This is a genomic window from Cellulomonas xiejunii, from assembly GCF_024508315.1.
Lineage (GTDB): Bacteria > Actinomycetota > Actinomycetes > Actinomycetales > Cellulomonadaceae > Cellulomonas > Cellulomonas xiejunii.
On record NZ_CP101987.1, the window covers coordinates 1,232,864 to 1,254,495 of the forward strand.

A 21,632-nucleotide genomic window follows, 5' to 3' on the forward strand; every position below is an offset into this window, starting at 1 on the left:
TCGGCGGGTGAGGATCGTCGTCTGTGTGAAGTTCGTGCCCGACATCCAGTCCGACCGGCAGCTCGGTCCCGACGGGCGCGTCGTGCGCGACGGCGGTGACGGCACCCTGAACGAGCTCGACGAGAACGCCGTCGAGGCCGCGCTGGCGCTCGCGGAGGAGCACGACGGGCAGGTGGTCGTGCTGACCGTCGGGCCCGACGACGCCGTCGACGCGGTTCGCAAGGGCCTGCAGATGGGCGCCGACGAGGCCGTCCACGTGCTCGACGACGACATCGCCGGTGCCGACGCGATCGGCACGGCGACCGTCCTGGCGGCGGCCGTCCGCCGCCTGTCCGAGGACGCGCCGGTCGACCTGGTCGTCACGGGGATGGCAGGCCTCGACGGACTGACGTCGCTGCTGCCGACCGCGATCGCGGAGCTGCTCGACCTGCCCGCGCTGCCGCTCGCGTCGAGCCTCACCGTCGACCCGGTCGCCGGGACCGCGACGGTCACGCGCCGGCTCGACCACGCGACGGAGACGCTGACCGCGGACCTGCCGGTCCTGGTGTCCGTCACCGACGGGATCAACGAGCCGCGCTACCCCAACTTCAAGGGCATCATGGCCGCCCGCAAGAAGCCGGTCACCACCTGGACGCTCGCGGACCTCGGTGTCGACCCCGCGACGGTCGGCGCCGCGGGGGCACGCACGCGCGTGCTCGAGGCCGCTCCGCGCCCGCCGCGCGAGGACCGTGTGCTGGTCACCGACACCGGTGACGCCGGCGCCCGGCTGGCCGCCTGGCTCGTCGAGCGCAAGCTCGTCTGACGCCGGCCCCCACCCGCCCCCGACTGCTCGCACCACCCCGGAGGACCCGTCGTGACCGTCACCCCCGTGCTCGTCCTGCTCGACCACGCACCGGACGGCTCGCTGCGTCCGCCCGTCCGTGAGCTCCTGACCCTCGCGCGCGGCGTCGCGGGTGAGGCGGGCGTCCACGGCGTGTGGGCGGGCGACGAGGACCTCGACGCGGCGCTGCCGGTGCTCGCGGCCCAGGGCGTGTCGACGGTCCACCGCCTCGTGACCGCCGCCGACGTCCACCTGTCGGCCGTGCTCGCCGACGGGCTGGAGGCCGCGCTGGGGGCCTCGGGTGCGTCGTTGCTGCTGCTCGTGTCCTCCTTCGACAACAAGGAGGCGGCGGCGCGGCTCGCGGTGCGCACCGGGGCCGGTGTCGTGACGGACGCCGACGGCCTGACGGTCGAGGACGGCGCCGTCGTCGCGCACAAGACCGTGCTGGCCGGCACCTGGACGACGCGCTGTGCCGTGAGCGCCCCGAGCGCGATCGTCACGGTGAAGGCCAACGCGGTGCCCGCGCAGGACGCCGCCTCGCCGTCGTCGCCGCAGGTCGTCGACCTGCCCGTCGAGGTCCGCGCCGGCTCGACCCGGGTGCGGCTGGTGGAGCGGACGGAGCACGCGGCGTCCGGGCGCCCGGACCTGGGTTCCGCGAACGTCGTCGTCGTCGGCGGGCGCGGTACCGAGGGCGACTTCACGGCCGTCGAGGAGCTCGCGGACGTGCTCGGTGGTGCGGTCGGTGCGACGCGCGTCGCGACGGACGAGGGCTGGATCGGTCACGACGCACAGATCGGCCAGACCGGCGTGACCGTGTCGCCGCGGCTCTACGTGGGCGCAGGCGTGTCGGGAGCCGTCCACCACCGCGGCGGCATGCAGGCCTCGGGCACGATCGTGGCGGTCAACTCCGACCCGGACGCGCCGATCTTCGAGATCGCGGACTTCGGGATCGTCGGGGACCTCTTCACGGTGCTGCCGCAGGCGGCCGCCGAGCTGCGCAGGCTGCAGGGCTGAGACCGGCGGCGCCGCCGGCGTCGGGAAGGACCGGGTCAGCTCAGGTCGCGGAGCCAGCGCAGCGTCGCGCCGGCCTGGGCGGCCTGGAACGCCCGCAGGTTGGGGATCCCGGGCGGGGCGGGCTGGCCGGACGACCACGCGAAGTACCCCGCGAGGCCCGCGAGCGCCGCCCGCAGGTCGTCCCGGCTCACGCCCTGCGACGCCTCGCTGCGGGAGAACAGCCACGCGGGGTCGCCCGCACCGCCCTGCAGGGCGACGCTCGGCAGCATGAACGCGAGGTCGGTCCAGGGTGCGCCCACGCTCGCGTGCGGCCAGTCGATCAGCCACACACGGTCGTGACCGTCCTCGACCATGACGTTGTCGGCACGCAGGTCGCCGTGGACGAGGGCGTCGCCCGCGACGACGCGCAGCGCGTCCTGCTCCCACCGGGCCAGGTCGTCGAGGTGCTCCGCCGCCCACCGACCGGGCTCGTCGACGAGCCCGGCGACCAGCTCGCGCTGCGCAGGCGCGGCCTGCTGCATCTTGCGCCAGCCGGTGAAGTCGTCGCGCAGGAGGTCCTCGGTGCGCGGCAGGTCGTGCCCGGGAACCGGCGTGCACCGGGCCAGGTCGTCGAGCGCCGCGAGCACGAGCGCGAGGTCGTCCGCGCGCCACGGGAGCTCGGGCGAGCGGCCGTGGACGGCGTCGAACCCGAGCAGCACCCAGTTCCCGTCGTCGTCCCACCACCGCAGGGACGGCGCGGGGACCTGCGGCGGCAGCGCACGGGACGCCCGGATCTCGGCGCGCGCGAGCTCCGGTGAGTGGGGGTTCTGGTCGGAGGACACGGCCTTGACGAACACCGCGCGCCCGTCGGTCAGCTCCAGGACGGCGCAGAACCCGGGGGAGAAGCCGCTGGTCGCCGACATCTCGGCCGTCACGCGGGCGCCAGCCAGCGTCTCGATGCGCTCGCGCACCGCCCGCGGTAGGTCACGCCAGTCGAGCCGCTGTCCGCCGAAGGCGAGCGGCAGCGCCATGACGTCGTCGGCACTCACACGTCCATCCTGCCAGCAACCGGCGTGGTGGGTCGCAGTTTTCCCGGCCGCGGTGCCCTGGAGACGTGGCGGGAGACGGTGCGAGGTGTGCGGCGTCGCGGGGTGGACGCGTTCGTAGACTGGGGGAGTGAGTGCTCCCCGCCCCCGTGCGGTCTACCTCGACCATGCAGCGACCACGCCGATGCGTGCCGCGGCGCTGTCCGCGCTGACGGCGGCGCTCGCGCACACCGGCAACCCGTCGTCCCTGCACACCGCGGGTCGCGCGGCGCGGCGCACGGTCGAGGAGGCGCGCGAGCGGCTCGCCGCCGCGGTGGGTGCGCGACCCAGCGAGGTCGTGTGGACCGCAGGGGGCACCGAGGCCGACAACCTCGCGGTCAAGGGCCTGTTCTGGGCGCGTCGGACGGGTGACACGGCTCGTCGACGCGTGGTCGTGTCCGCGGTCGAGCACCACGCCGTGCTCGACCCGGCCTTCTGGCTGGCGGAGCACGCGGGCGCGGAGCTGGTGCTGCTCCCGGTCGACGGTGACGGCGTCGTCGAGGTGGACGCGCTGCGTGCCGAGCTCGAGGCGCATGCCGACACCGTCGCGCTCGTGTCCGTGATGTGGGCGAACAACGAGGTGGGTGCGCTGCAGCCGCTGCACGACGTGGTCGCGCTCGCCCACCGGTACGGCGTGCCGGTGCACGCCGACGCGGTGCAGGCGGTCGGGCAGGTGCCGGTGGACCTCGGCGCGTCCGGTCTGGACGCGCTGACGCTCAGCGGCCACAAGGTCGGGGGCCCCGGCTCGACGGGCGCGCTGCTGGTCCGCCGTGGCCTGGAGCTGACGCCCGTGCTGCACGGCGGCGGTCAGGAGCGTGGCGTGCGGTCCGGGACGCTGGACCCGGCGCTGCTGGCCGCGTTCGCCGCAGCGGTGGACGAGGCCGTCGGCGAGCGCGAGGACCACGCCGCGCGGGTCGGTGCGCTGCGCGACGACCTCGTGCGGCGGGTCCTGGCGGAGGTGCCGGGTGCGACGCTGCGCGGTCCCGCCGACCCGGCCCGTCGCCTGCCCGGCAACGCGCACCTGACGTTCGCGGGCTGCGAGGGCGACTCGCTGCTCTACCTGCTGGACGCCGCGGGCGTCGAGGCCTCGACGGGCTCGGCGTGCCAGGCGGGCGTGCCCCGCCCGTCCCACGTGCTGCTCGCCATGGGGGTGGGGGAGGACGACGCCCGCGGGGCGCTGCGGTTCTCGTTCGGTCCCACGTCCACCGCGGACGACGTCGACGCGGCGCTCGCCGCGCTGCCCGGTGCCGTCGAGCGTGCCCGTGCGGCCGGCCTGACGTCGCTGGTGGGTGCCTGATGCGCGTGCTCGCGGCGATGTCCGGCGGCGTCGACTCGGCGGTCGCGGCCGCGCGCGCCGTGGACGCGGGGCACGACGTCGTCGGCGTGCACATGGCGCTGTCGCGCACCCCGGCGCAGGAGCGCACCGGCTCGCGCGGCTGCTGCTCGATCGAGGACGCGTCCGACGCCCGGCGCGCAGCGGACGTGCTGGGCATCCCGTACTACGTGTGGGACATGTCGGAGCGGTTCGAGAAGACGGTCGTCGCGGACTTCCTCGCGGAGTACGCGGCGGGCCGCACCCCCAACCCCTGCGTGCGGTGCAACGAGCACGTGAAGTTCGCGGCCCTGCTCGACAAGGCGCTCGCGCTGGGGTTCGACGCGGTGTGCACCGGTCACTACGCCCGGGTCGTCGACGGCCCTGGTGGCGTGCGGGAGCTGCACCGGGCGGCCGACGCCGCCAAGGACCAGTCGTACGTGCTCGCCGTCATGGGGCCGGAGCGCCTGGCGCGCGCCGTGTTCCCGCTGGGTGACGTGGCCTCCAAGGCCGAGGTCCGCGCCGAGGCCGTCGCCCGCGGGCTGTCGGTCGCTGCCAAGCCGGACTCGTACGACATCTGCTTCGTGGCCGACGGCGACACCCAGGGCTTCCTGCGTCGGGCGCTCGGCGAGCAGCCCGGCGAGATCGTCGACGAGCACGGCGAGGTCCTCGGGACGCACTACGGGGCCTACGCGTACACGGTCGGGCAGCGGCGCGGGCTCGCGCTGGGCCGCCCGGCCGCGGACGGTCGGCCGCGGTACGTGCTGTCGATCGAGCCCGTGCAGCGGCGGGTCGTCGTCGGGCCGGTGGAGGCGTTGGACGTCGCGCAGGTGCGGGGCGACTCCGCCGTGTGGTTCGGTGACGTGCCGGCGGTCGGGTCGACGTGCACGGTGCAGGTGCGCGCGCACGGCACCGACGTCCCCGCTCGCGTGCTCGACGCCGACCCGGCGGGCGTCGCGGTCGACGTCGCAGGCGCCGGGCTGCGGGGCGTGGCCGCCGGGCAGTCGCTGGTGCTCTACGACGGCACGCGGGTCGTGGGCCAGGCCACCGTCGCGGCGACCCGCACCGCCGCGGACCTCGTGGCCGCAGCGCAGGCCGGCGCATGACCGCCGTCAGCGGTGTCGGTCCCTGGCCGGGGACCGACGCGCTCGAGGCCGCGACCACGGTCGTCGGCGACCTGGTCGACACCCCGGACGAGGTGGAAGGGCTGCCGTTCGCCGTGCTGCTGCCCGCACGCGGGCCGTGGGGCGACGCGACCGGGGCCGCGGTCGCGCTGCTCGCCGACCTGTCCTCCGAGCTCGGCCCGCACGGATGGAAGCTCGCCGACCGCCCGGGGCGCGACCTCGAGCGGGCCCGCGCCTTCGCTCGCGAGGACCTCGACGCCCTCGCGGTGGCCGCCCACGGCTACGCCGGCGGCTTCGTGCTGCCGGTCCTGGGGCCGTTCACGCTCGCGGCCGAGGTGTACCTGGCCCGGGGCGACAAGATCCTCTCCGACCCCGGTGCGCTGCGGGACGTGGTCGCGTCGAGCAGCGAGGGGATCGCCGCGCGGGTCGCCGACGTGCGGCGCGTCGTGCCCGGTGCCGACGTGCGCGTTCTCCTGCGCGAGCCGCTGCTCGCGCCCGTGCTCGCAGGCGCCGTCCCGGGGTTCTCGGGCCGCGCACGCCTGCGGCGCGTCCCGGGACCGGTCGTCGCCGAGGCTCTCAGCGCGCTCGCGGACACCGTGCGCACCGCCGGGGCGTCCGCGGTGGGCATGCACGGCGGCAGCTCGTGGTCCGCGCTCGCGGCCGTGCGCGCGTCGTCGGTGGACGCCGCTGCGCTCGCCGTCGGCGGCATCGGCGAGCGCGGCTGGGAGGAGGTCGCGGGCCTCGTCGAGGCCGGCAAGTCGCTGTGGGCGGAGCTGCCGTCGCAGGCGTCGTCGCAGTGCGCCGGCCCGGACGTCGCCGGCCAGGCCGACGTCCTGCTGCGACCGTGGCGCACGGTGGGTCTGCCCGCCGCCCGGCTGCGGGACGTGGTGCTGCTCGCCGGGGCGCCGCCCGAGGGCGCTGCACCCGACGCTGCACGGGGTGCGCTCGCCGGGCTCGTGCGGGCCGCGAGCATCGTCGCCGAACGGGCCGAGGGATGAGCGCCCGGCTGCCCCGTCGCCGCGTCACGTCCCGGCGTCGTGCGCTCGCGCTGCTCGTCGCGTCGGGGCTCGCGCTGGTCGGGCTGGTCGTGCTCGCGGTGGGGTGGCTCGGGATCGGCATGACGACCCTGCGGGCGTCCGCCGCCGGCACCGAGCCGTGCGTCGCCGCGTACGAGGGTGGTGCGGGCGTGCAGATCCGGTACGAGCTGCTGCCGGCCCGTTCCGTGTGCGTGTGGGACGTCGACGGGATGCGGCAGGAGGTCGTCATCGCGTCCGTGCCCCCGGCCGTCACGGGCGGTGCGCTCGTCCTCGCGCTCGGCGGCATCGCCGGGACGGCCGCGGTGCTCGTGCGCTCGCGGCGGCCGCGGGCCGCGGTGTCACCCGCCCCGGGAGGCACGACCGGCCCCACGCCGGCCGGTCCCACGCCATGATGACGGCCGTGAGTGCCGCACCGACCGACCCCGCCACCCCGACGGGCCTGTCCGGCTGGCTGCGCGACCTGGGGTCCGTCGTGGGCGTCGGGGTGCGCCTGTGGCTGCGGACGTGGCCCGTGCTGCTGGTGATCGCACTGCTCGCGGTCGCCGGACGGCACGCCGCCGGGTGGGCCGCCGTCAACGTGGCGACCGTCGACAACACCCTGGGCTGGGCCGTGCTCGTCCTGGCGCCGCTGAGCATGGTCGCGGGCATCGTCGCGATGCTGCACGTGCTGCGCCGCGACCTGCCGACGCTCGCGGCGATCGGGCGCAGCCGGGGGCCCGACGACGCGACGTCCGGGCACGAGCGCGGGCTGGTCGACGTGCTGGCGTCCGTGTTCGTGCCGTTCCTCGCGCTGTACGCGTCGTACGGGCTGCTGGCGCAGGACCAGTCGCGGTTCCTCAACACGGCCGCGCACCGCGAGTTCCGCGAGCACCTCCGGTTCTCCGGGGACCCCTACGACGGGTCCTTCGCGTCCGTCGCCACAGGGTGGGCGCTCGTCGCGCTCGTCGTGGTCGCTGTCGTGCTGCGCTGGTTGCTCGGACGCTGGGAGGGGCACCGCCGTCTCCGCCCGGTCGCGTTCGCGGGGGCCTACGTCGAGGCCTTCTGGCTGCTGGCCCTCGCGAGCGCCGCGACCGACCTGCTGGACCACGGGTGGGCGTGGGTCGAGAGCCGGCGCGCGGTCGCGATCGTCCTCGAGTGGTGGCTCGCCTTGCTCGACGCCCTCGGGCCCGTCGCGGGACCCGTCGACACGGTCGTCGACGCCGTCGCCGGCGTGCTGGGCAACCTCGACGACCTCGTCGTCATCCCGCTCGCCTGGCTGACGGTGGGCGCCGTCGTCTACGGGCACAAGCTCGCCCCGCTCCCGACGCGCAAGGGCCCCGCCGCGTGGCAGCGGGTGCCGGCTCCGGTGCGCCGCTGGACCCTCGAGGCGGCCGCGCCCGTCATCGGGGACGTGCGGAGCCGCTTCACCGCCCTCACCGACGGGCTGCGCCGGCTCGCGGTCGCGGGCCTGGGACCCATGCTCGTGTTCGCGCTCGCGTTCCTCGCAGCCACGCGGATCGAGGAGGGGATCCTGCTGGTCGCCCGGATCGTCGGTGGGCCGCAGGCTGTCGACACGTGGGTCGCGTTCGCGCCCATGGTCTCGGCCGTGGCGACGTCCGTCGGCCTGACGGTGACGATGGCGCTGCTCGCGGCCGGGGTGGACCGGGTCCTCGCGGGCCAGGAGGCCGCCGTGCCGCCCGTGCCGGGGCCCGAGCCCGTGGACGCGGTGCGCTGACTAGCTCGCGACGTCGAGCCGCACGTACCGGGGCAGCTGCCACCACAGCACGACATCCGCGATCTCCACGTCCCGCGGGACCACCACCACCGGCGACACGGACCAGGTCGCCGGACGGGGCGGCTGGCCCGCGTCGGGTGAGGGGAGCGACCCGTCGCCCACGGACGGCCAGGGCCCCGTCGCACCCTCGGGGGTGCAGGGCACGGTGGGCTGGGCGGCTCCCCAGGCCGACGGGACGTGGTCGTAGCGCGTGCCCTCGGCGTCGCGCACGGCGAGCCGGCAGCCGACGAGCACGGTGCCGGGGTCGGCGCTCAGGGTGAGGTCGACCCGCACCGCACGGGCTCCCGATGGCAGCTGCATGTGCCGCGGGAGCTCGGTCGCGTCCTCGACGCCGTCGAGGCGGACCTGCACGTCCACGGGGTAGGTCCCGTCGACGCCGTCCAGGACGTCGTCGTGGTACGCGACGGTCTTTCCGGGGGCCGCGCCGACGGGGCGGCGCAGGTCGTGGTCCCACCACAGCGTGCGGACGCGGTCCCCCGACGCGCCGAGCGCCAGCGCGAGGGCGACGGGCAGCGCGACGAGCCCCCAGCGGTTGCGACGCCACCAGCCGGTGTCCGCGGTGTCCGTCGGGGTCGTGGTCGAGGACGACGTGCCGGGCGTCCCGTTCACGAGCCCTGCCACGGCTCGTCGGACGACAGGACGGCCACGACGGGGGTGTCGTCCGCCGCCCACGCCTCGGCGTCGGCCCGCGTCAGTCCCAGGTCGATGTCGGCGACGTCGTCGAGGCGCTGGTCCTCCAGGTCCAGCCCGACGCGCAGGTGCGCCCCGGGCACCGCCTCGACGGGGACCTCCACGCTGACCGTCGCGTACCGCGGGATGCCCGGCTGCGCCGTGCCGGGCAGGAACGACGAGCGCCCGCTCGTGAAGACGGTGTAGGTGCGACCGTCCCCGCCGAGCAGCTCGGCGAACGCGAGGGCGCGCGGCTGCCCGACCGCCTCGATCGTCAGGGGGACCGTGAGCCACACGCCCGACGTCACGAGCAGCGTGCCGCCGCCCGGGCCGAGGCGCTGGTCGAGGACGGTGGACCCTGCGGGCTCGGCGGCCGTGAGCCGGGCGTACCGCAGGTCGACGGGCTGACCGACGGTGGTGCTGCGGACGAAGGGCGCCTCGACGCGGTCGTCGACCGGGAACGCCGTGACCACGACGTGGCCGACGGCCAGGGCGGCGAGCACGGCGGCGGCGGCGCCGAGCGTGCGCGGCCGGGGGCGTCGCAGGTGGGGGACCGGTCCGGCGGCGTCGGGTGGCGTCGTTCCGGGCGAGGTCTCGTGCAGCACGGCGTCGGGCGCGCTCATGCGTCGCCCTCCTCGGCCTCGGCCTCGCCCGCGACGGCCTCGCGCACGTCGACCTCGCCCCGCACTGCCGTCACGGCGTCCCGCCAGGTGGGCGTCGGGTCCAGGGTCCCGACGCCCCAGGTCTGCCGCTGCAGCGACACCGTCGCGCGGGTGGGCGGCACCACGGAGCCGTCGTGCTCGTAGAGGAACGCGACCTCGTACGTCAGCCCGGGCTGCACGGGGTGCAGCGACGAGCCGTCCTCGAGCACCGCGACCGTCGCCGTCGGCTCGAGGGTGCCGGGCGTCGTCACGAGGCCCTCGACGTCGGTGAGGGTCAGCGCGTCCTGCAGGGTGGTCCCCAGCACGCCCGCGTCGCTCGTGCTGCGCACCGTGGCGACGACGCCGATCCAGCGGTTGCCCTGGTCGCTGAGGTGCTGGCCCGGCAGGTCCGTGGTCCACACGACGCGGTGCACGGTGAGCTCGAACGGCGCGACCTCGACGGGGGTGCCGAGCGCCAGGACCTCCGGACCGTCCTGCGTCTGCTCCTCGAGTCCTCCGAACGCGGCCGTGGCCGCGAGGAGCAGGATCGCGCCGACGACGCCGATCCGTCGCAACGGCTGGTCGAGGACGCGCCGGGCGACCTTGCTCCCGCTCTCCCGAGCGCGGACGCGCAGCTCGGGCGGGGCGGCGGGTCCGGGCACGCGGCCGAGTGTAGGGGGGTCGGGGTGCGAGCGGCGTGGCGGCCCGTGTCGGTGGCGCACGCCATGATGTGCAGGTGAACGACGTGACCCCTGTGACCGACGGGCAGGACGTGCCGGCCGAGGCCCGGCACCGCTGGACGCAGCTGGCCGAGCAGATCCGCGCGGACCAGTTCGCCTACTACGTCCGTGACGCCCCGAGCACGTCCGACGCCGCCTACGACGAGCGGATGCGCGAGCTCGAGCGACTGGAGGACGAGCACCCGGGCCTGCGGACGCCGGACTCGCCCACGCAGCGCGTCGCAGGGACGTTCTCCACCGAGTTCACGGCCGTCGACCACGTGCAGCGCATGCTGTCGCTCGACAACGCGTTCTCGCGCGAGGACCTGGTGGCGTGGGCGGAGCGGGTCCACCGTGACCTCGACGGCGCGGGCCCCGTCGAGTACCTCTGCGAGCTGAAGATCGACGGGCTCGCGATCGCGCTGCTGTACGAGAAGGGACGCCTGGTCCGCGCGGCGACGCGGGGCGACGGCCGCACGGGTGAGGACGTGACGCTCAACGTCCGCACGATCTCGACGATCCCGGACGTGCTCGCGGGCGACCCGGCGACCCACCCCGACCTCATCGAGATCCGCGGTGAGGTCTTCCTGCCGGTCGAGGCGTTCGGAGAGCTGAACGAGGCGCAGGTCGCCGCCGGGAAGGCGCCGTTCGCCAATCCCCGCAACGCGGCCGCTGGCTCGCTGCGTCAGAAGGACCCGCGCGTCACGGCGTCACGCCCGCTGCGGATGTACGCGCACGGCATCGGCGCCCTGACATGGGGCGAGGGGCGCGGCACGGGGATCGAGCGGCAGTCGCAGGTGTACGAGCTGCTGGCGGGCTGGGGCGTCCCGACGTCCTCCCACTCTCGGGTGGTCACCGGCCTCGACGACGTCTGGCAGCGCATCGTCCACTTCGGCGAGCACCGGCACGACGTCGAGCACGAGATCGACGGCGTCGTCGTCAAGGTCGACGACATCGCGCTGCAGCGCCGGCTGGGCGCGACCAGCAGGGCGCCGCGGTGGGCGATCGCCTACAAGTACCCGCCGGAGGAGGTGAACACGCGCCTGCTGGCCATCGAGCTCGGCATCGGCCGGACCGGCCGCGCGACGCCGTTCGCCGTGATGGAGCCCGTGCTCGTGGCGGGCAGCACCGTGCGGCAGGCGACGTTGCACAACCAGGACGTGGTCCGGGTCAAGGGCGTGCGTATCGGCGACATGGTGGTGCTGCGCAAGGCCGGTGACGTGATCCCGGAGATCGTGGGGCCCGCGCCCCAGGCCCCGGACGACGACGTGCCGCGCGTCGAGTGGCACATGCCCGCCAACTGCCCCGAGTGCGGGACGCCCCTGCGGCCGATGCGCGAGGGCGACGTCGACCTGCGGTGCCCCAACGCGCAGGGGTGCCCGGCGCAGGTCCGCGGGAGGCTCGAGCACATCGGGTCCCGCGGTGCCTTCGACATCGAGGTGCTGGGCGAGGTCACGGCGGCCGCCCTGACGCAGCCGGAGGTTCCCGAGACGCCGCCGGTGCCCAACGAGGCGTACCTCTTCGACCTCGTGGGCTACGCCCCGGACGCGCCCGCGGACGAGGTGGACCGGGTGCGGTCCGCGAGCCTCGCGCGGCTCGCGGAGGTCGAGGTCGTGGTCCGGGACGCCGAGACGGGGCTGCCCAAGGAGGACGCGGACGGCACCGTGCGCCGGCGTACGCCGTTCCGACGCACGCTCAAGCACACCAAGGCGCAGCGGGCGGCCGCGGAGGCGGACGGCCGGTCCCTGCCCGAGTGGGAGCCCTCGGAGGCGGCGCGCACCCTCCTGGACCAGCTGGACCTCGCGAAGACCAAGGACCTGTGGCGGGCGATCGTGTCGCTGAGCATCCGCAACGTCGGGCCGACGGCCGCCCGGGCGCTGGCGCAGGAGTTCGGGTCGATGGCCGCGCTGCGGGCGGTGGTGGACCCGACGGCCCAGGGGGAGGGCGCCGAGCTCGACCCGGTGGCCGCGGTGGCGCGGCTCGCCGGGGTCGAGGGGGTGGGGCCGACGATCGCCCAGTCCCTGCTCGACTGGTTCGCCGAGCCGTGGCACCGCGAGATCGTCGACCGCTGGGCGGCGGCGGGGGTGGTCATGGCGGACGCCGTCGACGAGTCGACCCCGCGCACGCTGGAGGGCGTGACGGTGGTCGTCACCGGGAGCCTCGAGCGCTTCAGCCGCGACGGCGCCAAGGAGGCGATCCTCGTGCGGGGCGGCAAGGCCTCCGGCTCGGTGTCGAAGAAGACCGACTTCGTGGTCGTCGGCGAGAACGCCGGGTCCAAGGAGGCCAAGGCGCGTGAGCTGGGGCTGACCATCCTCGACGAGGAGGGGTTCGAGGCGCTGCTCGCCGGGGGCCCGGGGGCGGTCGCGACGCCTGCGGGCGAGGACGCCGACGAGCGCGCACCCGAGCCCGGCACGACGGACGAGGTGGCGACCGGCACCGCGGACGACCGGTGAGCGCCGCCGCCCCCGCCGGCCCGACCACGGTGCGGCGCGCGACCGACGCCGACCTCGCGCAGGTCGGCCAGGTGACCGCCCACGCCTACGTCGCCGACGGGCTGGTCGAGGCGGACCACTGGTACGTCGACGAGCTGCGGGACACCGCTGCCCGGGCGGCGGCCGCCACGGTGCTCGTCGCCGTGGCACCGGCCGTCGACGGTGCGCCGGCCGAGCGTGTGGTCGGGACGATCACGCTGGCGGCACCGGGGTCGCCCTACGCCGAGATCGCGCGCGACGGCGAGGTCGAGCTGCGCATGCTCGCGGTCGACCCCGCGGCGCGCCGGTCGGGCGTCGCCGAGCAGCTCGTCGTGGCGGCGCTGCGCGAGGCCGTCGGTCGCGGAGACCGCCGCGTGGTGCTCTCGACGCTCGAGACGATGCACGCCGCGCACCGGCTGTACGCGCGGCTCGGCTTCGTCGCCGCGCCCGAGCGCGACTGGACCGACGAGCTCACGATGCGCGTCCACGCCTGGCACGCGCCTGCGGCCCCGTCCGCACGCACCGAGTCCGCGACGTGGCCGCCGCTGCGCGTCGTCGAGGTCGACGGCTGGCGCGTCGGTCTGTCGGGCGGGGTGACCCGGCGTGCCAGCTCGACGCTCGCGCTGCGTGACGTCGAGGACGTGGCGGACACGGTCGGCCGGGTCGAGCGCCTGTACCGCGACGACGGCGCGCCCGCCGTCTTCCGGGTCGGCGACCCCGGCAACCCGGCGGGACTCGCCGCCGTGCTGGACGCCCGCGGGTACGCGGTCGCCGCTGTCACCGACGTCCTGGTGCGGGACCTGGACGCCACCGTGCGGCCTGCGGACGGCGACCCGGGAACGCTCGGTGGTGGCCTGTGCGTCCGCGGTACCGACGTCCCTGACGACGGCTGGCTCGACCTGTGGCTCGGCGGCAAGGGAGGCGCCCGCGAGCCGTCCCGCGCGATCGTCACCGGTGCCCCCGCCCGGTACCTGACCGCGACCGGCGCGGACGGCACGGCCGTCGCCGTCATCCGGGCCGCGGTCGTCGACGACTGGGTCGCGCTGTCGTGCCTGCAGGTGGTGCCGTCGGCCAGGCGCCGGGGGATCGGACGTGCGCTCACGCTGCACGCGCTCGCCGCGGCCTGGGAGCACGGCGCGCGCCGCGCCTTCCTCCAGGTCGAGGCCGACAACGACGTCGCCTGCCGCCTGTACGGCGCGCTGGGTTTCCGGCCCGCGCACCGCTACGCCTACCGCGTGCAACCGGGGCACGACGTGCGGACGGGCTGCTGACCGGCCGCGCCCACGTTGCACGCCCGGGCAGCCGATCGGGCGCGGACCCTCGATACTGGGCGCATGCTCTCGACGGACAACGCCGTGGCCCTCGAGGCCGCCGGGCTGCAGTGGCACCCACGGGCCGGGGACCGGTTCGTGATCCGCAGCGCCGACATGGCGGGCGAGGTCTTCACGATCTCCGAGATGGTCGTCGAGGCGCACGAGTACTCGACGGGCACCGTCCTGGGGTTCAACGGCACGACCGAGTGGGCGCTGGACTCCGTGCGTCAGGAGGACGCGCTCTGGCTGCCGCGCGAGGACCAGATGCGTGAGCTGCTCGGTGGCACCTTCCGCAGCCTCGCCCGGTCCACCGACGGGCGGTACCAGGTGCTCGTGGACGTCGCCGGAGGCCCGGAGCAGGTGTTCACCGCCGACGACGCCGCGGACGCCTACGCCGAGGCGCTCCTCGCCCTCGTCAGCGCGGCGACGTCGCAGGTCGGCTGACCGCCGGCAGGTCCAGCGTCGCGATCTTCTGCCAGATCTTCGTCGACATGCCGCCCGTGACGTTCTCGACCGTGCTGACCGTGTCGAGCACGACCGCGTCCGTCGACTCCTCGGCGCACAGCGCGGCCGCCTTGGCGACCAGGCTCAGCAGCTCGGTGCAGTAGTCCAGGTACGCGGCGAGGCCGTCGGCGTCGAGACCGACGTCCACTGACTGCGACGTGGCGCGGAACCCCGGGCGCAGCCGCTCGGGGTCCTTGGTGAGCTGGTGCATGTCGATGACGTGCGCGAGCGAGCGCAGCCGGTGCAGCCGGCGCAACGTCGCCGCGCGCTGCAGCCGCGCGGGCACCGCGAGCAGGAACCACACCGCGATCCCGGCGAACACGGTGTCGTTGATGGCGCTCTCGACCACGGGCAGCCACTCGAACGCCCGCAGCGACGTGGCGGCGGCGACGGCGTCCCGCACGGCCATCACCAGGGCGAACACGGTCGCGCCGACGACGAGCACGACCGCGACCAGCGACGCGACGCGGGCCACGTGCTCGTGCCGTCGCGTCCGGGCCTCCTGCTCGCCCACGTCGCTCACGAGCCCCGCGAGCTCGGCTGCGACGTGGCGCAGGTTGCGGTCGGGGAAGCGGGTGGCGATGCGTGCGTGCAGGCGGTCGACCGTGGTGCGCACCGCCGCGGGGTCGAGCCGCTCGTAGCGTCCGGTCACGGGCGTCACGGTAGCGGCGCGGTGCCGCGGCGGCGGTGCCGCGGCGTACGGCGGACAGGGGTCACCCACCCACGACTAGACTCATGGACCATGTCCACCCTCTCCCGCGACGAGGTCGCGCGTGTCGCCGCGCTCGCCCGGATCGACCTGACGCCCGCCGAGCTCGACCGGCTGGCGGGGGAGCTCGACGTCATCGTCGAGTCCGTCGCCCGCGTGTCCGAGGTCGCCACCCCGGACGTCCCCGCGACGAGCCACCCGCTGCCGCTGACCAACGTGTTCCGTGCCGACGAGCCGGTCACGCCGCTCGACCGCGACGAGGTGCTCGCGCAGGCCCCCGCGGCCCGTGACGGCAAGTTCCTCGTCCCGCAGATCCTCGGGGAGGAGTGACGTGACCGACCTGACCCGGCTGACCGCAGCCGAGCTCGCCGACCGCCTGGCCGCGCGCGAGGTGACCAGCGTCGAGGCGACGCAGGCGCACCTCGACCGCATCGCCGCCGTCGAGCCCGCCGTCCACGCGTACCTGCACGTCGCGACCGACGAGGCGCTGGCCACGGCGGCCGACGTCGACGCCCGGCGGGCCGCGGGCGAGGACCTGCACGCGCTCGCGGGCGTCCCGATCGCCGTCAAGGACGTCGTCGTGACGCGCGGACTGCCCACCACGGCCGGCTCGCGCATCCTCGAGGGCTGGGTGCCGCCGTACGACGCGACCCTCGTCGCGCGGATCAAGGCCGCGGGCCTGCCGATCCTCGGCAAGACGAACATGGACGAGTTCGCCATGGGCTCCTCGACGGAGCACTCGGGCTACGGCAACACGCACAACCCGTGGGACCTCGACCGGATCCCCGGTGGCTCCGGCGGCGGGTCCGCCGCAGCAGTCGCCGCCTACGAGGCGCCGCTCGCGATCGGCACCGACACCGGCGGCTCGATCCGTCAGCCGGCGGCCGTCACCGGCACCGTGGGCGTCAAGCCGACCTACGGCTCGGTGTCCCGCTACGGGCTCATCGCCCTCGCGTCGAGCCTCGACCAGGCGGGCCCCTGCACGCGCACGGTCCTCGACTCGGCGCTCCTGCACGAGCTGATCGGCGGGCACGACCCGCTCGACTCGACGTCGCTGACGGACCCCGCGACGGGCTACGTCGCGGCGGCGCGTGCCGGCGCGGGCGGCGACCTGCGCGGCGTCAAGGTGGGCGTCATCCGTGAGCTGCAGGGCGAGGGCTACCAGGCGGGCGTACTGGCACGCTTCGAGGAGTCCCTCGAGGCGCTGCGCGGTGCGGGTGCCGAGGTCGTCGAGGTGTCCTGCCCCTCGTTCGCGTACGCGCTGGCCGCGTACTACCTGATCCTGCCGGCGGAGGCGTCGAGCAACCTCGCGAAGTTCGACGGGATGCGCTTCGGCCTGCGCGTCGAGCCGAGCGAGGGGCCGGTCACCGCCGAGCGTGTCATGGCCGCCACGCGCGGCCAGGGCTTCGGCGACGAGGTCAAGCGCCGCATCATCCTCGGCACGTACGCGCTGAGCGCGGGTTACTACGACGCCTACTACGGGTCGGCGCAGAAGGTCCGCACGCTCATCCAGCGGGACTTCGCCGCCGCGTTCGAGCAGGCCGACGTGCTCGTCTCCCCGACGGCGCCGACGACGGCGTTCAAGCTCGGCGAGAAGCTCGACGACCCGCTGGCGATGTACCTCAACGACGTCGCGACGATCCCGGCGAACCTCGCCGGCGTCCCGGGCATGTCGCTGCCGAACGGGCTGTCGGACGACGGCCTGCCCGTCGGGTTCCAGATCCTCGCGCCGGCGCGCGAGGACGCGCGGCTGTACCGCGTGGGAGCGGCGCTCGAGGCGCTGCTCGAGACGAGCTGGGAGGGCCCGCTGCTGGGCCGCGCCCCCGAGCTGGCCGGAGGGGCAGCCTGATGAGCACGACGACTGACGTCGACCTGGTCGACTACGACGACGCGGTGGCCCGGTTCGACCCGGTCATCGGCATCGAGGTGCATGTCGAGCTGGGCACCCGGACCAAGATGTTCGACGGTGCCGAGCAGTTCTTCGGCGAGGAGCCGAACACGCAGATCACGCCGACGAGCCTGGGCCTGCCCGGTGCGCTGCCGGCCGTCAACGGCACGGCCGTGGAGTACGCGATCCGCATCGGCCTGGCGCTGAACTGCTCGATCGCGGAGTCCTGCCGGTTCGCGCGGAAGAACTACTTCTACCCGGACGTGCCGAAGAACTTCCAGACGTCGCAGTACGACGAGCCCATCGCGTACGACGGCTTCGTCGACGTCGAGCTCGAGGACGGGACGGTGTTCCGTGTCGAGGTCGAGCGCGCGCACATGGAGGAGGACGCCGGCAAGAACACGCACGTCGGCGGCGCCACCGGGCGCATCCACGGCGCGGAGTACTCGCTGGTGGACTACAACCGTGCCGGCGTGCCGCTCGTGGAGATCGTCACCAGGCCCATCACGGGTGCTGGGGAGCGGGCGCCCGAGGTGGCGCGCGCGTACGTGCAGACCCTGCGTGACATCTTCCGTGCGCTGGGCGTCTCCGAGGCCCGCATGGAGCGCGGCAACGTGCGTGCCGACGTCAACGTGTCGCTGCGTCCGACGCCCGCCTCCCCGCTCGGCACCCGCACCGAGACCAAGAACGTCAACTCGTTCCGGTCGGTCGAGCGCTCCGTGCGCTACGAGGTCAGCCGCCAGGCGGCCATCCTCGACGCGGGCGGCACGGTCGTGCAGGAGACGCGGCACTGGCACGAGGACACCGGCTTCACCACGGCCGGACGCGTGAAGTCCGACGCCGAGGACTACCGCTACTTCCCCGAGCCGGACCTCGTCCCGATCGTGCCGGACCGTGCGTGGATCGAGGAGATCCGCGCGGCGCTGCCCGAGCTCCCCGCGGCGCGTCGTCGTCGCCTGCAGGGCGAGTGGGGCTACGCCGACGCCGAGATGCGCGATGTCGTCAACGCCGGCGCGATCGAGCTCATCGAGGCGACGGTCGAGGCGGGCGCGAGCCCGGCCGCGGCTCGCAAGTGGTGGATGGGTGAGCTCGCCCGGACCGCCAAGCAGCAGGAGGTCGAGCTCGCGGACCTGCCGATCACGCCCACGCAGATCGGCGCGCTGCAGCAGCTGGTCGACGCCGGGCGCATCAACGACAAGCTTGCGCGGCAGGTCCTCGAGGGCGTGCTCGCGGGCGAGGGCGACCCGGAGCAGGTCGTCGTGGCGCGTGGCCTGGAGGTCGTGTCCGACGACGGCCCGCTGCTCGAGGCCATCGACTCCGCGCTCGCGGCCCAGCCCGACATCGCGGAGAAGATCCGCAGCGGCAACCTGGGCCCGGTCGGCGCGATCATCGGCTCCGTCATGAAGGCGACCCGGGGCCAGGCTGACGCGGGGCGGGTGCGCGAGCTCGTCCTGGAGCGCGTCAACGCCTGACGGTGGCAGGACCCGGCCGCCATCTGGCGTGCGTCGTGTCGCAACGTCCCGGTCACACGGGTTTCGTACGATGCGTCGCACGCCGGAGGGCAGTCGGTGGTGGTGCCCCGTGCGGGGGTGCCAGGGCCGAGCACGACGGAGGTAGCGATGCAGAAGCCCACCCTGCAGGGGGAGATGATCGTCCTGCGACCGATCCGGGCGGACGACGCCGAGGCGATGTGGGACATGCTCACCGACCCTGAGGGACGGCGCCTGACGGGCACGACGCACGTGTTCACGCCCGAGGAGGTCGACGCGTGGTGCGCGAGTCGTGAGGAGGCCGCTGGCCGCTACGACTTCGCGGTCACGACCAACGGCGACGACGACTACCACGGCGAGATCGTCCTCAGCGACGTCGCCGAGGACGTGCGGTGCGCGGCGCTGCGGCTGTCGATGCGCCCGGCCTACCGCGGGCGCGGCTACGGGACCGAGGCGATCGAGCTGGTCCTGGGGTTCGCGTTCGACGGCCTGGGGCTGCACCGCGTCGAGCTCGAGGCGCTCTCGATCAACACGCGCGTGGTCGCGCTGTACGAGAACATCGGGTTCTGCCTGGAGGGCCGTCGCCGCGACGCGTACCGTCACGGCACCGGGTGGTGCGACGCGATCGTGATGTCGATGCTCGAGGACGAGTACCGCGCCGGGCGCGTGGTCGGCTGACGACGACCGTGCTCACGGCGACCGTCCCCGACGACGACCTGCTGCACCGCCTGGACGACCTCGCGGCCGCGCACGCCGACGACCTGCGGCTGGTCCGCTGGGACCTGAGCGGGCCGCTCGACGCCGCCACGGCGCGTGAGGTCGAGCTCGTCGTCGTCCCGCACTACTTCGTGCGGCCGGGAGGGTTCGACGTGCTGCGCAGCCTGCCGCGCCTGCGCTACGTCCAGCTGCCGAGCGCGGGCTACGAGCACGCGCGCCCGCACCTGCCACCGGGCGTGGTGCTGTGCAACGGCCGGGGCGTGCACGACGCGGGGACGGCCGAGCTGGCCGTCGGGCTGACGCTCGCGCTGCAGCGGGACCTGCCCCGCGCGGTGCGCGCCATGGGGGAGGGGCGCTGGGACAACCCGGTCGGTCCGTCACTCGCGGACCGGCGTGTGCTGGTCGTCGGGCAGGGGTCCGTGGGGCGGGCGATCGTGGCGCGGTTCCGGCCGTTCGAGGTCGAGCTCGTCCGTGTCGCCCGCACGGCCCGCGACGACGCCGACGGCCGCGTCCACGGTGTCGACGAGCTGCCGGACCTGCTGCCGGACGCCGACGTGGTGGTGCTGGCGATCCCGCTCGACCGCACGTCCTACCACCTGATCGACGCTCCTGCGCTGGCCCGGATGAAGGACGGTGCCCTGCTGGTCAACGTCGCGCGCGGCAAGGTGGTGGACGGTGACGCGCTGCTGGCCGAGCTGACGGCGGGGCGGCTGCGTGCCGCGCTGGACGTCACCGACCCGGAGCCGCTGCCGGCCGACCACCCGCTGTGGCACGCGCCGAACGTGCTGGTCACCGCCCACCAGGGCGGCAACACGGACGCGATGTTCCCGCGGGTGGCCGCGCTCGTGCGTCGTCAGCTGACCGCGCTGCTCGCGGGCGAGCCGCTCGCCAACGAGGTCGCGCGGACCTGAGGCGGATGGCTCAGGTGGGACGGCGCGCGTGGTCGGCGAGCGCCACCTCGCGCTCACGGGCGTGGTCCACGACGCGCTCGGGGTAGCCCGCGGGCAGGCCACCGGGCAGCTTCCACGGCTCGTGGACGGCGCCGCCGGGTACGTCGCGCAGCTCGGGGACCCAGCGCCGCACGTACCCGCCGTCGGGGTCGAACGTGCGACCCTGCGTGACGGGGTTGAAGACGCGGAAGTAGGGCGCGGCATCCCGTCCCGTCCCCGCGACCCACTGCCAGTTGAGCTGGTTCTGCGGCACGTCGCCGTCGACGAGCTGGTCCATGAAGTGCGCGGCCCCGCGCTGCCAGGCGATGTGCAGGTCCTTGACCAGGAACGACGCCACGACCATGCGCACCCGGTTGTGCACCCACGCCTGCGCGCGCAGCTGGCGCATCCCGGCGTCCACCAGCGGGTACCCCGTGCGGCCCTCGGCCCACGCCTCGAACAGCCGGTCGGCGTCGGGCCCGGTCGTCCACGCGTCCTCGGGGACGACGGGCCGCAGGGACCGCCGCGCCGCGTCGGGCCGGTGCCACAGCACGTCCGCGTGGAACTCGCGCCACGCGAGCTCCGAGCGGTACGTCGCCACCGACGTCGCGAGGGCGCCGTCCCTGTCGCTCGCGGCCGCGGCCGCCGCCGCGAGGTCGGCGAGCATGGTCCGCGGGTGGATCTCGCCGTGCTTGAGGTGCACGGACATCCAGGACGTGACGTCGAGGTCGGGGCGGTTGCGGTCGACGTCGTACCCGGGGAGGTCCGCGTGCAGGAACGCGTGCCACCGCTCGCGCGCTGCCTGCTCGCCCGCGCTGGGCAGCGCGGCAGCGGTCGGGGGCGCGTCCGGCACGCCGTCGGACGCGAGCGTCGCCCACGGCACCGCGCGGGGCCGCGGTGCGGGGTCGTGCCAGCCGTGGTCGAGCCAGGCCGTGCGGAACGGCGTGAACACCTGGTACGGGGTGCCCTGCCCGGTGCGCAGCCTCCCGGGCGCGACGGCGTAGGGGCAGCCGGTGCGGACCAGCGGGACGGCGCCCAGCGCGGCCTCGACGGCGTCGTCCCGGCGCCGGCCGTACGGCTCGGTCGCGGCGCTGACGTGCACGGACGCCGCTCCCACGGCGTGCGCCACGGCGGGCACGACGTCCTCGGCGCGTCCGTGGCGCACGACCAGCCGCCCGCCCGTCGCCTCGTCGAGCGCGCGCAGCGACGCGGTCAGGTACGCGAGCCGCGGTGCGCCCGACGACCGCCACAGCGCGGGGTCGACGACGAACAGCGCGACCACCTCGTCGCCCTGCGCGCGGGCCTGCGTGGTCGCGGCGACCAGCGCGGGGTGGTCGGCCAGGCGCAGGTCACGCCGGAACCAGCAGATCGTCACCACGCGACACGCTAACCCGCCGTCGCCGGCGGGGCGCGGCGGACCGCGTGCGTGAGTGACCC

The 21,632-nt window shown here is 75.2% G+C and carries 21 protein-coding genes; 15 read left to right on the forward strand and 6 right to left on the reverse strand.

What is annotated here, in order from left to right; translation table 11 throughout:
- Nucleotides 1-7 precede the first annotated feature (7 nt).
- Nucleotides 8-802, forward strand: a complete 795-nt coding sequence (locus tag NP048_RS05670; RefSeq protein WP_227577241.1) for an electron transfer flavoprotein subunit beta/FixA family protein — start codon at nt 8-10, stop codon at nt 800-802.
- Between the two features lie 51 nt (nt 803-853).
- The gene (locus tag NP048_RS05675) at nt 854-1,834 is read left to right on the forward strand and encodes an electron transfer flavoprotein subunit alpha/FixB family protein (RefSeq protein WP_227577242.1); all 981 of its coding nucleotides are present in this window, start codon (nt 854-856) and stop codon (nt 1,832-1,834) included.
- Between the two features lie 35 nt (nt 1,835-1,869).
- Here NP048_RS05675 and NP048_RS05680 read toward each other — a convergent pair whose 3' ends face one another.
- Nucleotides 1,870-2,862 (reverse strand): phosphotransferase family protein, encoded by a 993-nt coding sequence (locus tag NP048_RS05680; RefSeq protein ID WP_227577243.1) that lies wholly within the window; start codon nt 2,860-2,862, stop codon nt 1,870-1,872.
- Nucleotides 2,863-2,989: 127 nt separating this feature from the next.
- On the opposite strand from NP048_RS05680, the gene NP048_RS05685 reads away from it, so the two are divergent.
- From NP048_RS05685 to NP048_RS05705, 5 genes are read left to right on the forward strand one after another with little or no spacing between them, the layout of a single operon-like run.
- Entirely contained in the window at nt 2,990-4,195 is a 1,206-nt protein-coding gene (locus tag NP048_RS05685) for a cysteine desulfurase family protein (protein WP_227577244.1), read from the forward strand.
- A complete protein-coding gene (gene mnmA, locus NP048_RS05690; RefSeq protein WP_227577245.1) occupies nt 4,195-5,316 on the forward strand; it encodes a tRNA 2-thiouridine(34) synthase MnmA in 1,122 nt (373 codons plus the stop codon). The genes NP048_RS05685 and mnmA overlap by 1 nt, the downstream gene beginning before the upstream one ends.
- Nucleotides 5,313-6,332 carry a uroporphyrinogen decarboxylase/cobalamine-independent methonine synthase family protein gene (locus NP048_RS05695; RefSeq protein WP_227577246.1) on the forward strand — a complete coding sequence of 340 codons (1,020 nt, stop codon included), beginning with the start codon at nt 5,313-5,315 and terminating at the stop codon, nt 6,330-6,332. Before mnmA ends, NP048_RS05695 begins: the two co-directional genes overlap by 4 nt.
- Nucleotides 6,329-6,763, forward strand: coding sequence for a hypothetical protein (locus NP048_RS05700; RefSeq protein ID WP_227577247.1), 435 nt, complete (start codon nt 6,329-6,331; stop codon nt 6,761-6,763). Before NP048_RS05695 ends, NP048_RS05700 begins: the two co-directional genes overlap by 4 nt.
- An 8-nt stretch (nt 6,764-6,771) precedes the next feature.
- On the forward strand, nt 6,772-8,085 hold the full coding sequence (locus NP048_RS05705; protein ID WP_227577248.1) for a hypothetical protein: 1,314 nt from the start codon (nt 6,772-6,774) through the stop codon (nt 8,083-8,085).
- On the opposite strand, the gene NP048_RS05710 is transcribed toward NP048_RS05705, so the two are convergent.
- Genes NP048_RS05710 through NP048_RS05720 form a run of 3 tightly spaced genes read right to left on the reverse strand, consistent with a single transcriptional unit; the run spans nt 8,086 to nt 10,117 of the window.
- On the reverse strand, nt 8,086-8,766 hold the full coding sequence (locus NP048_RS05710) for a hypothetical protein (RefSeq protein WP_227577249.1): 681 nt from the start codon (nt 8,764-8,766) through the stop codon (nt 8,086-8,088).
- Complete coding sequence (locus NP048_RS05715; RefSeq protein ID WP_227577250.1) at nt 8,751-9,437, reverse strand: hypothetical protein; 687 nt, start codon at nt 9,435-9,437, stop codon at nt 8,751-8,753. Before NP048_RS05715 ends, NP048_RS05710 begins: the two co-directional genes overlap by 16 nt.
- Entirely contained in the window at nt 9,434-10,117 is a 684-nt protein-coding gene (locus NP048_RS05720; RefSeq protein ID WP_227577251.1) for a hypothetical protein, read from the reverse strand. The genes NP048_RS05715 and NP048_RS05720 overlap by 4 nt, the downstream gene beginning before the upstream one ends.
- A 74-nt stretch (nt 10,118-10,191) precedes the next feature.
- Between NP048_RS05720 and ligA the strand changes: the two genes are divergently transcribed.
- From ligA to NP048_RS05735, 3 genes are all read left to right on the forward strand, one after another.
- On the forward strand, nt 10,192-12,627 hold the full coding sequence (gene ligA / locus NP048_RS05725; protein ID WP_227577252.1) for an NAD-dependent DNA ligase LigA: 2,436 nt from the start codon (nt 10,192-10,194) through the stop codon (nt 12,625-12,627).
- Nucleotides 12,624-13,916 carry a GNAT family N-acetyltransferase gene (locus NP048_RS05730; protein WP_227577253.1) on the forward strand — a complete coding sequence of 431 codons (1,293 nt, stop codon included), beginning with the start codon at nt 12,624-12,626 and terminating at the stop codon, nt 13,914-13,916. The genes ligA and NP048_RS05730 overlap by 4 nt, the downstream gene beginning before the upstream one ends.
- 63 nt (nt 13,917-13,979) lie before the next feature.
- Entirely contained in the window at nt 13,980-14,402 is a 423-nt protein-coding gene (locus NP048_RS05735; protein ID WP_227577254.1) for a pilus assembly protein CpaE, read from the forward strand.
- On the opposite strand, the gene NP048_RS05740 is transcribed toward NP048_RS05735, so the two are convergent.
- Entirely contained in the window at nt 14,374-15,114 is a 741-nt protein-coding gene (locus tag NP048_RS05740; RefSeq protein ID WP_227577255.1) for a hypothetical protein, read from the reverse strand. The two genes, NP048_RS05735 and NP048_RS05740, sit on opposite strands and share 29 nt — an antisense overlap.
- A gap of 90 nt (nt 15,115-15,204) precedes the next feature.
- Here NP048_RS05740 and gatC point away from each other — a divergent pair, with 90 nt between their 5' ends.
- From gatC to NP048_RS05765, 5 genes are all read left to right on the forward strand, one after another.
- The gene (gene gatC / locus NP048_RS05745; RefSeq protein WP_207340856.1) at nt 15,205-15,501 is read left to right on the forward strand and encodes an Asp-tRNA(Asn)/Glu-tRNA(Gln) amidotransferase subunit GatC; all 297 of its coding nucleotides are present in this window, start codon (nt 15,205-15,207) and stop codon (nt 15,499-15,501) included.
- Nucleotide 15,502: 1 nt separating this feature from the next.
- Nucleotides 15,503-17,020 carry an Asp-tRNA(Asn)/Glu-tRNA(Gln) amidotransferase subunit GatA gene (gene gatA / locus NP048_RS05750; RefSeq protein ID WP_227577256.1) on the forward strand — a complete coding sequence of 506 codons (1,518 nt, stop codon included), beginning with the start codon at nt 15,503-15,505 and terminating at the stop codon, nt 17,018-17,020.
- On the forward strand, nt 17,020-18,531 hold the full coding sequence (gene gatB / locus NP048_RS05755) for an Asp-tRNA(Asn)/Glu-tRNA(Gln) amidotransferase subunit GatB (protein ID WP_227577257.1): 1,512 nt from the start codon (nt 17,020-17,022) through the stop codon (nt 18,529-18,531). Before gatA ends, gatB begins: the two co-directional genes overlap by 1 nt.
- A gap of 147 nt (nt 18,532-18,678) precedes the next feature.
- Nucleotides 18,679-19,227 carry a GNAT family N-acetyltransferase gene (locus NP048_RS05760; RefSeq protein WP_227577258.1) on the forward strand — a complete coding sequence of 183 codons (549 nt, stop codon included), beginning with the start codon at nt 18,679-18,681 and terminating at the stop codon, nt 19,225-19,227.
- 8 nt (nt 19,228-19,235) lie between these two features.
- The gene (locus tag NP048_RS05765; RefSeq protein WP_227577259.1) at nt 19,236-20,177 is read left to right on the forward strand and encodes a 2-hydroxyacid dehydrogenase; all 942 of its coding nucleotides are present in this window, start codon (nt 19,236-19,238) and stop codon (nt 20,175-20,177) included.
- Nucleotides 20,178-20,187: 10 nt separating this feature from the next.
- Here NP048_RS05765 and NP048_RS05770 read toward each other — a convergent pair whose 3' ends face one another.
- Complete coding sequence (locus NP048_RS05770; protein ID WP_227577260.1) at nt 20,188-21,573, reverse strand: cryptochrome/photolyase family protein; 1,386 nt, start codon at nt 21,571-21,573, stop codon at nt 20,188-20,190.
- Between the last annotated feature and the right edge of the window lie 59 nt (nt 21,574-21,632).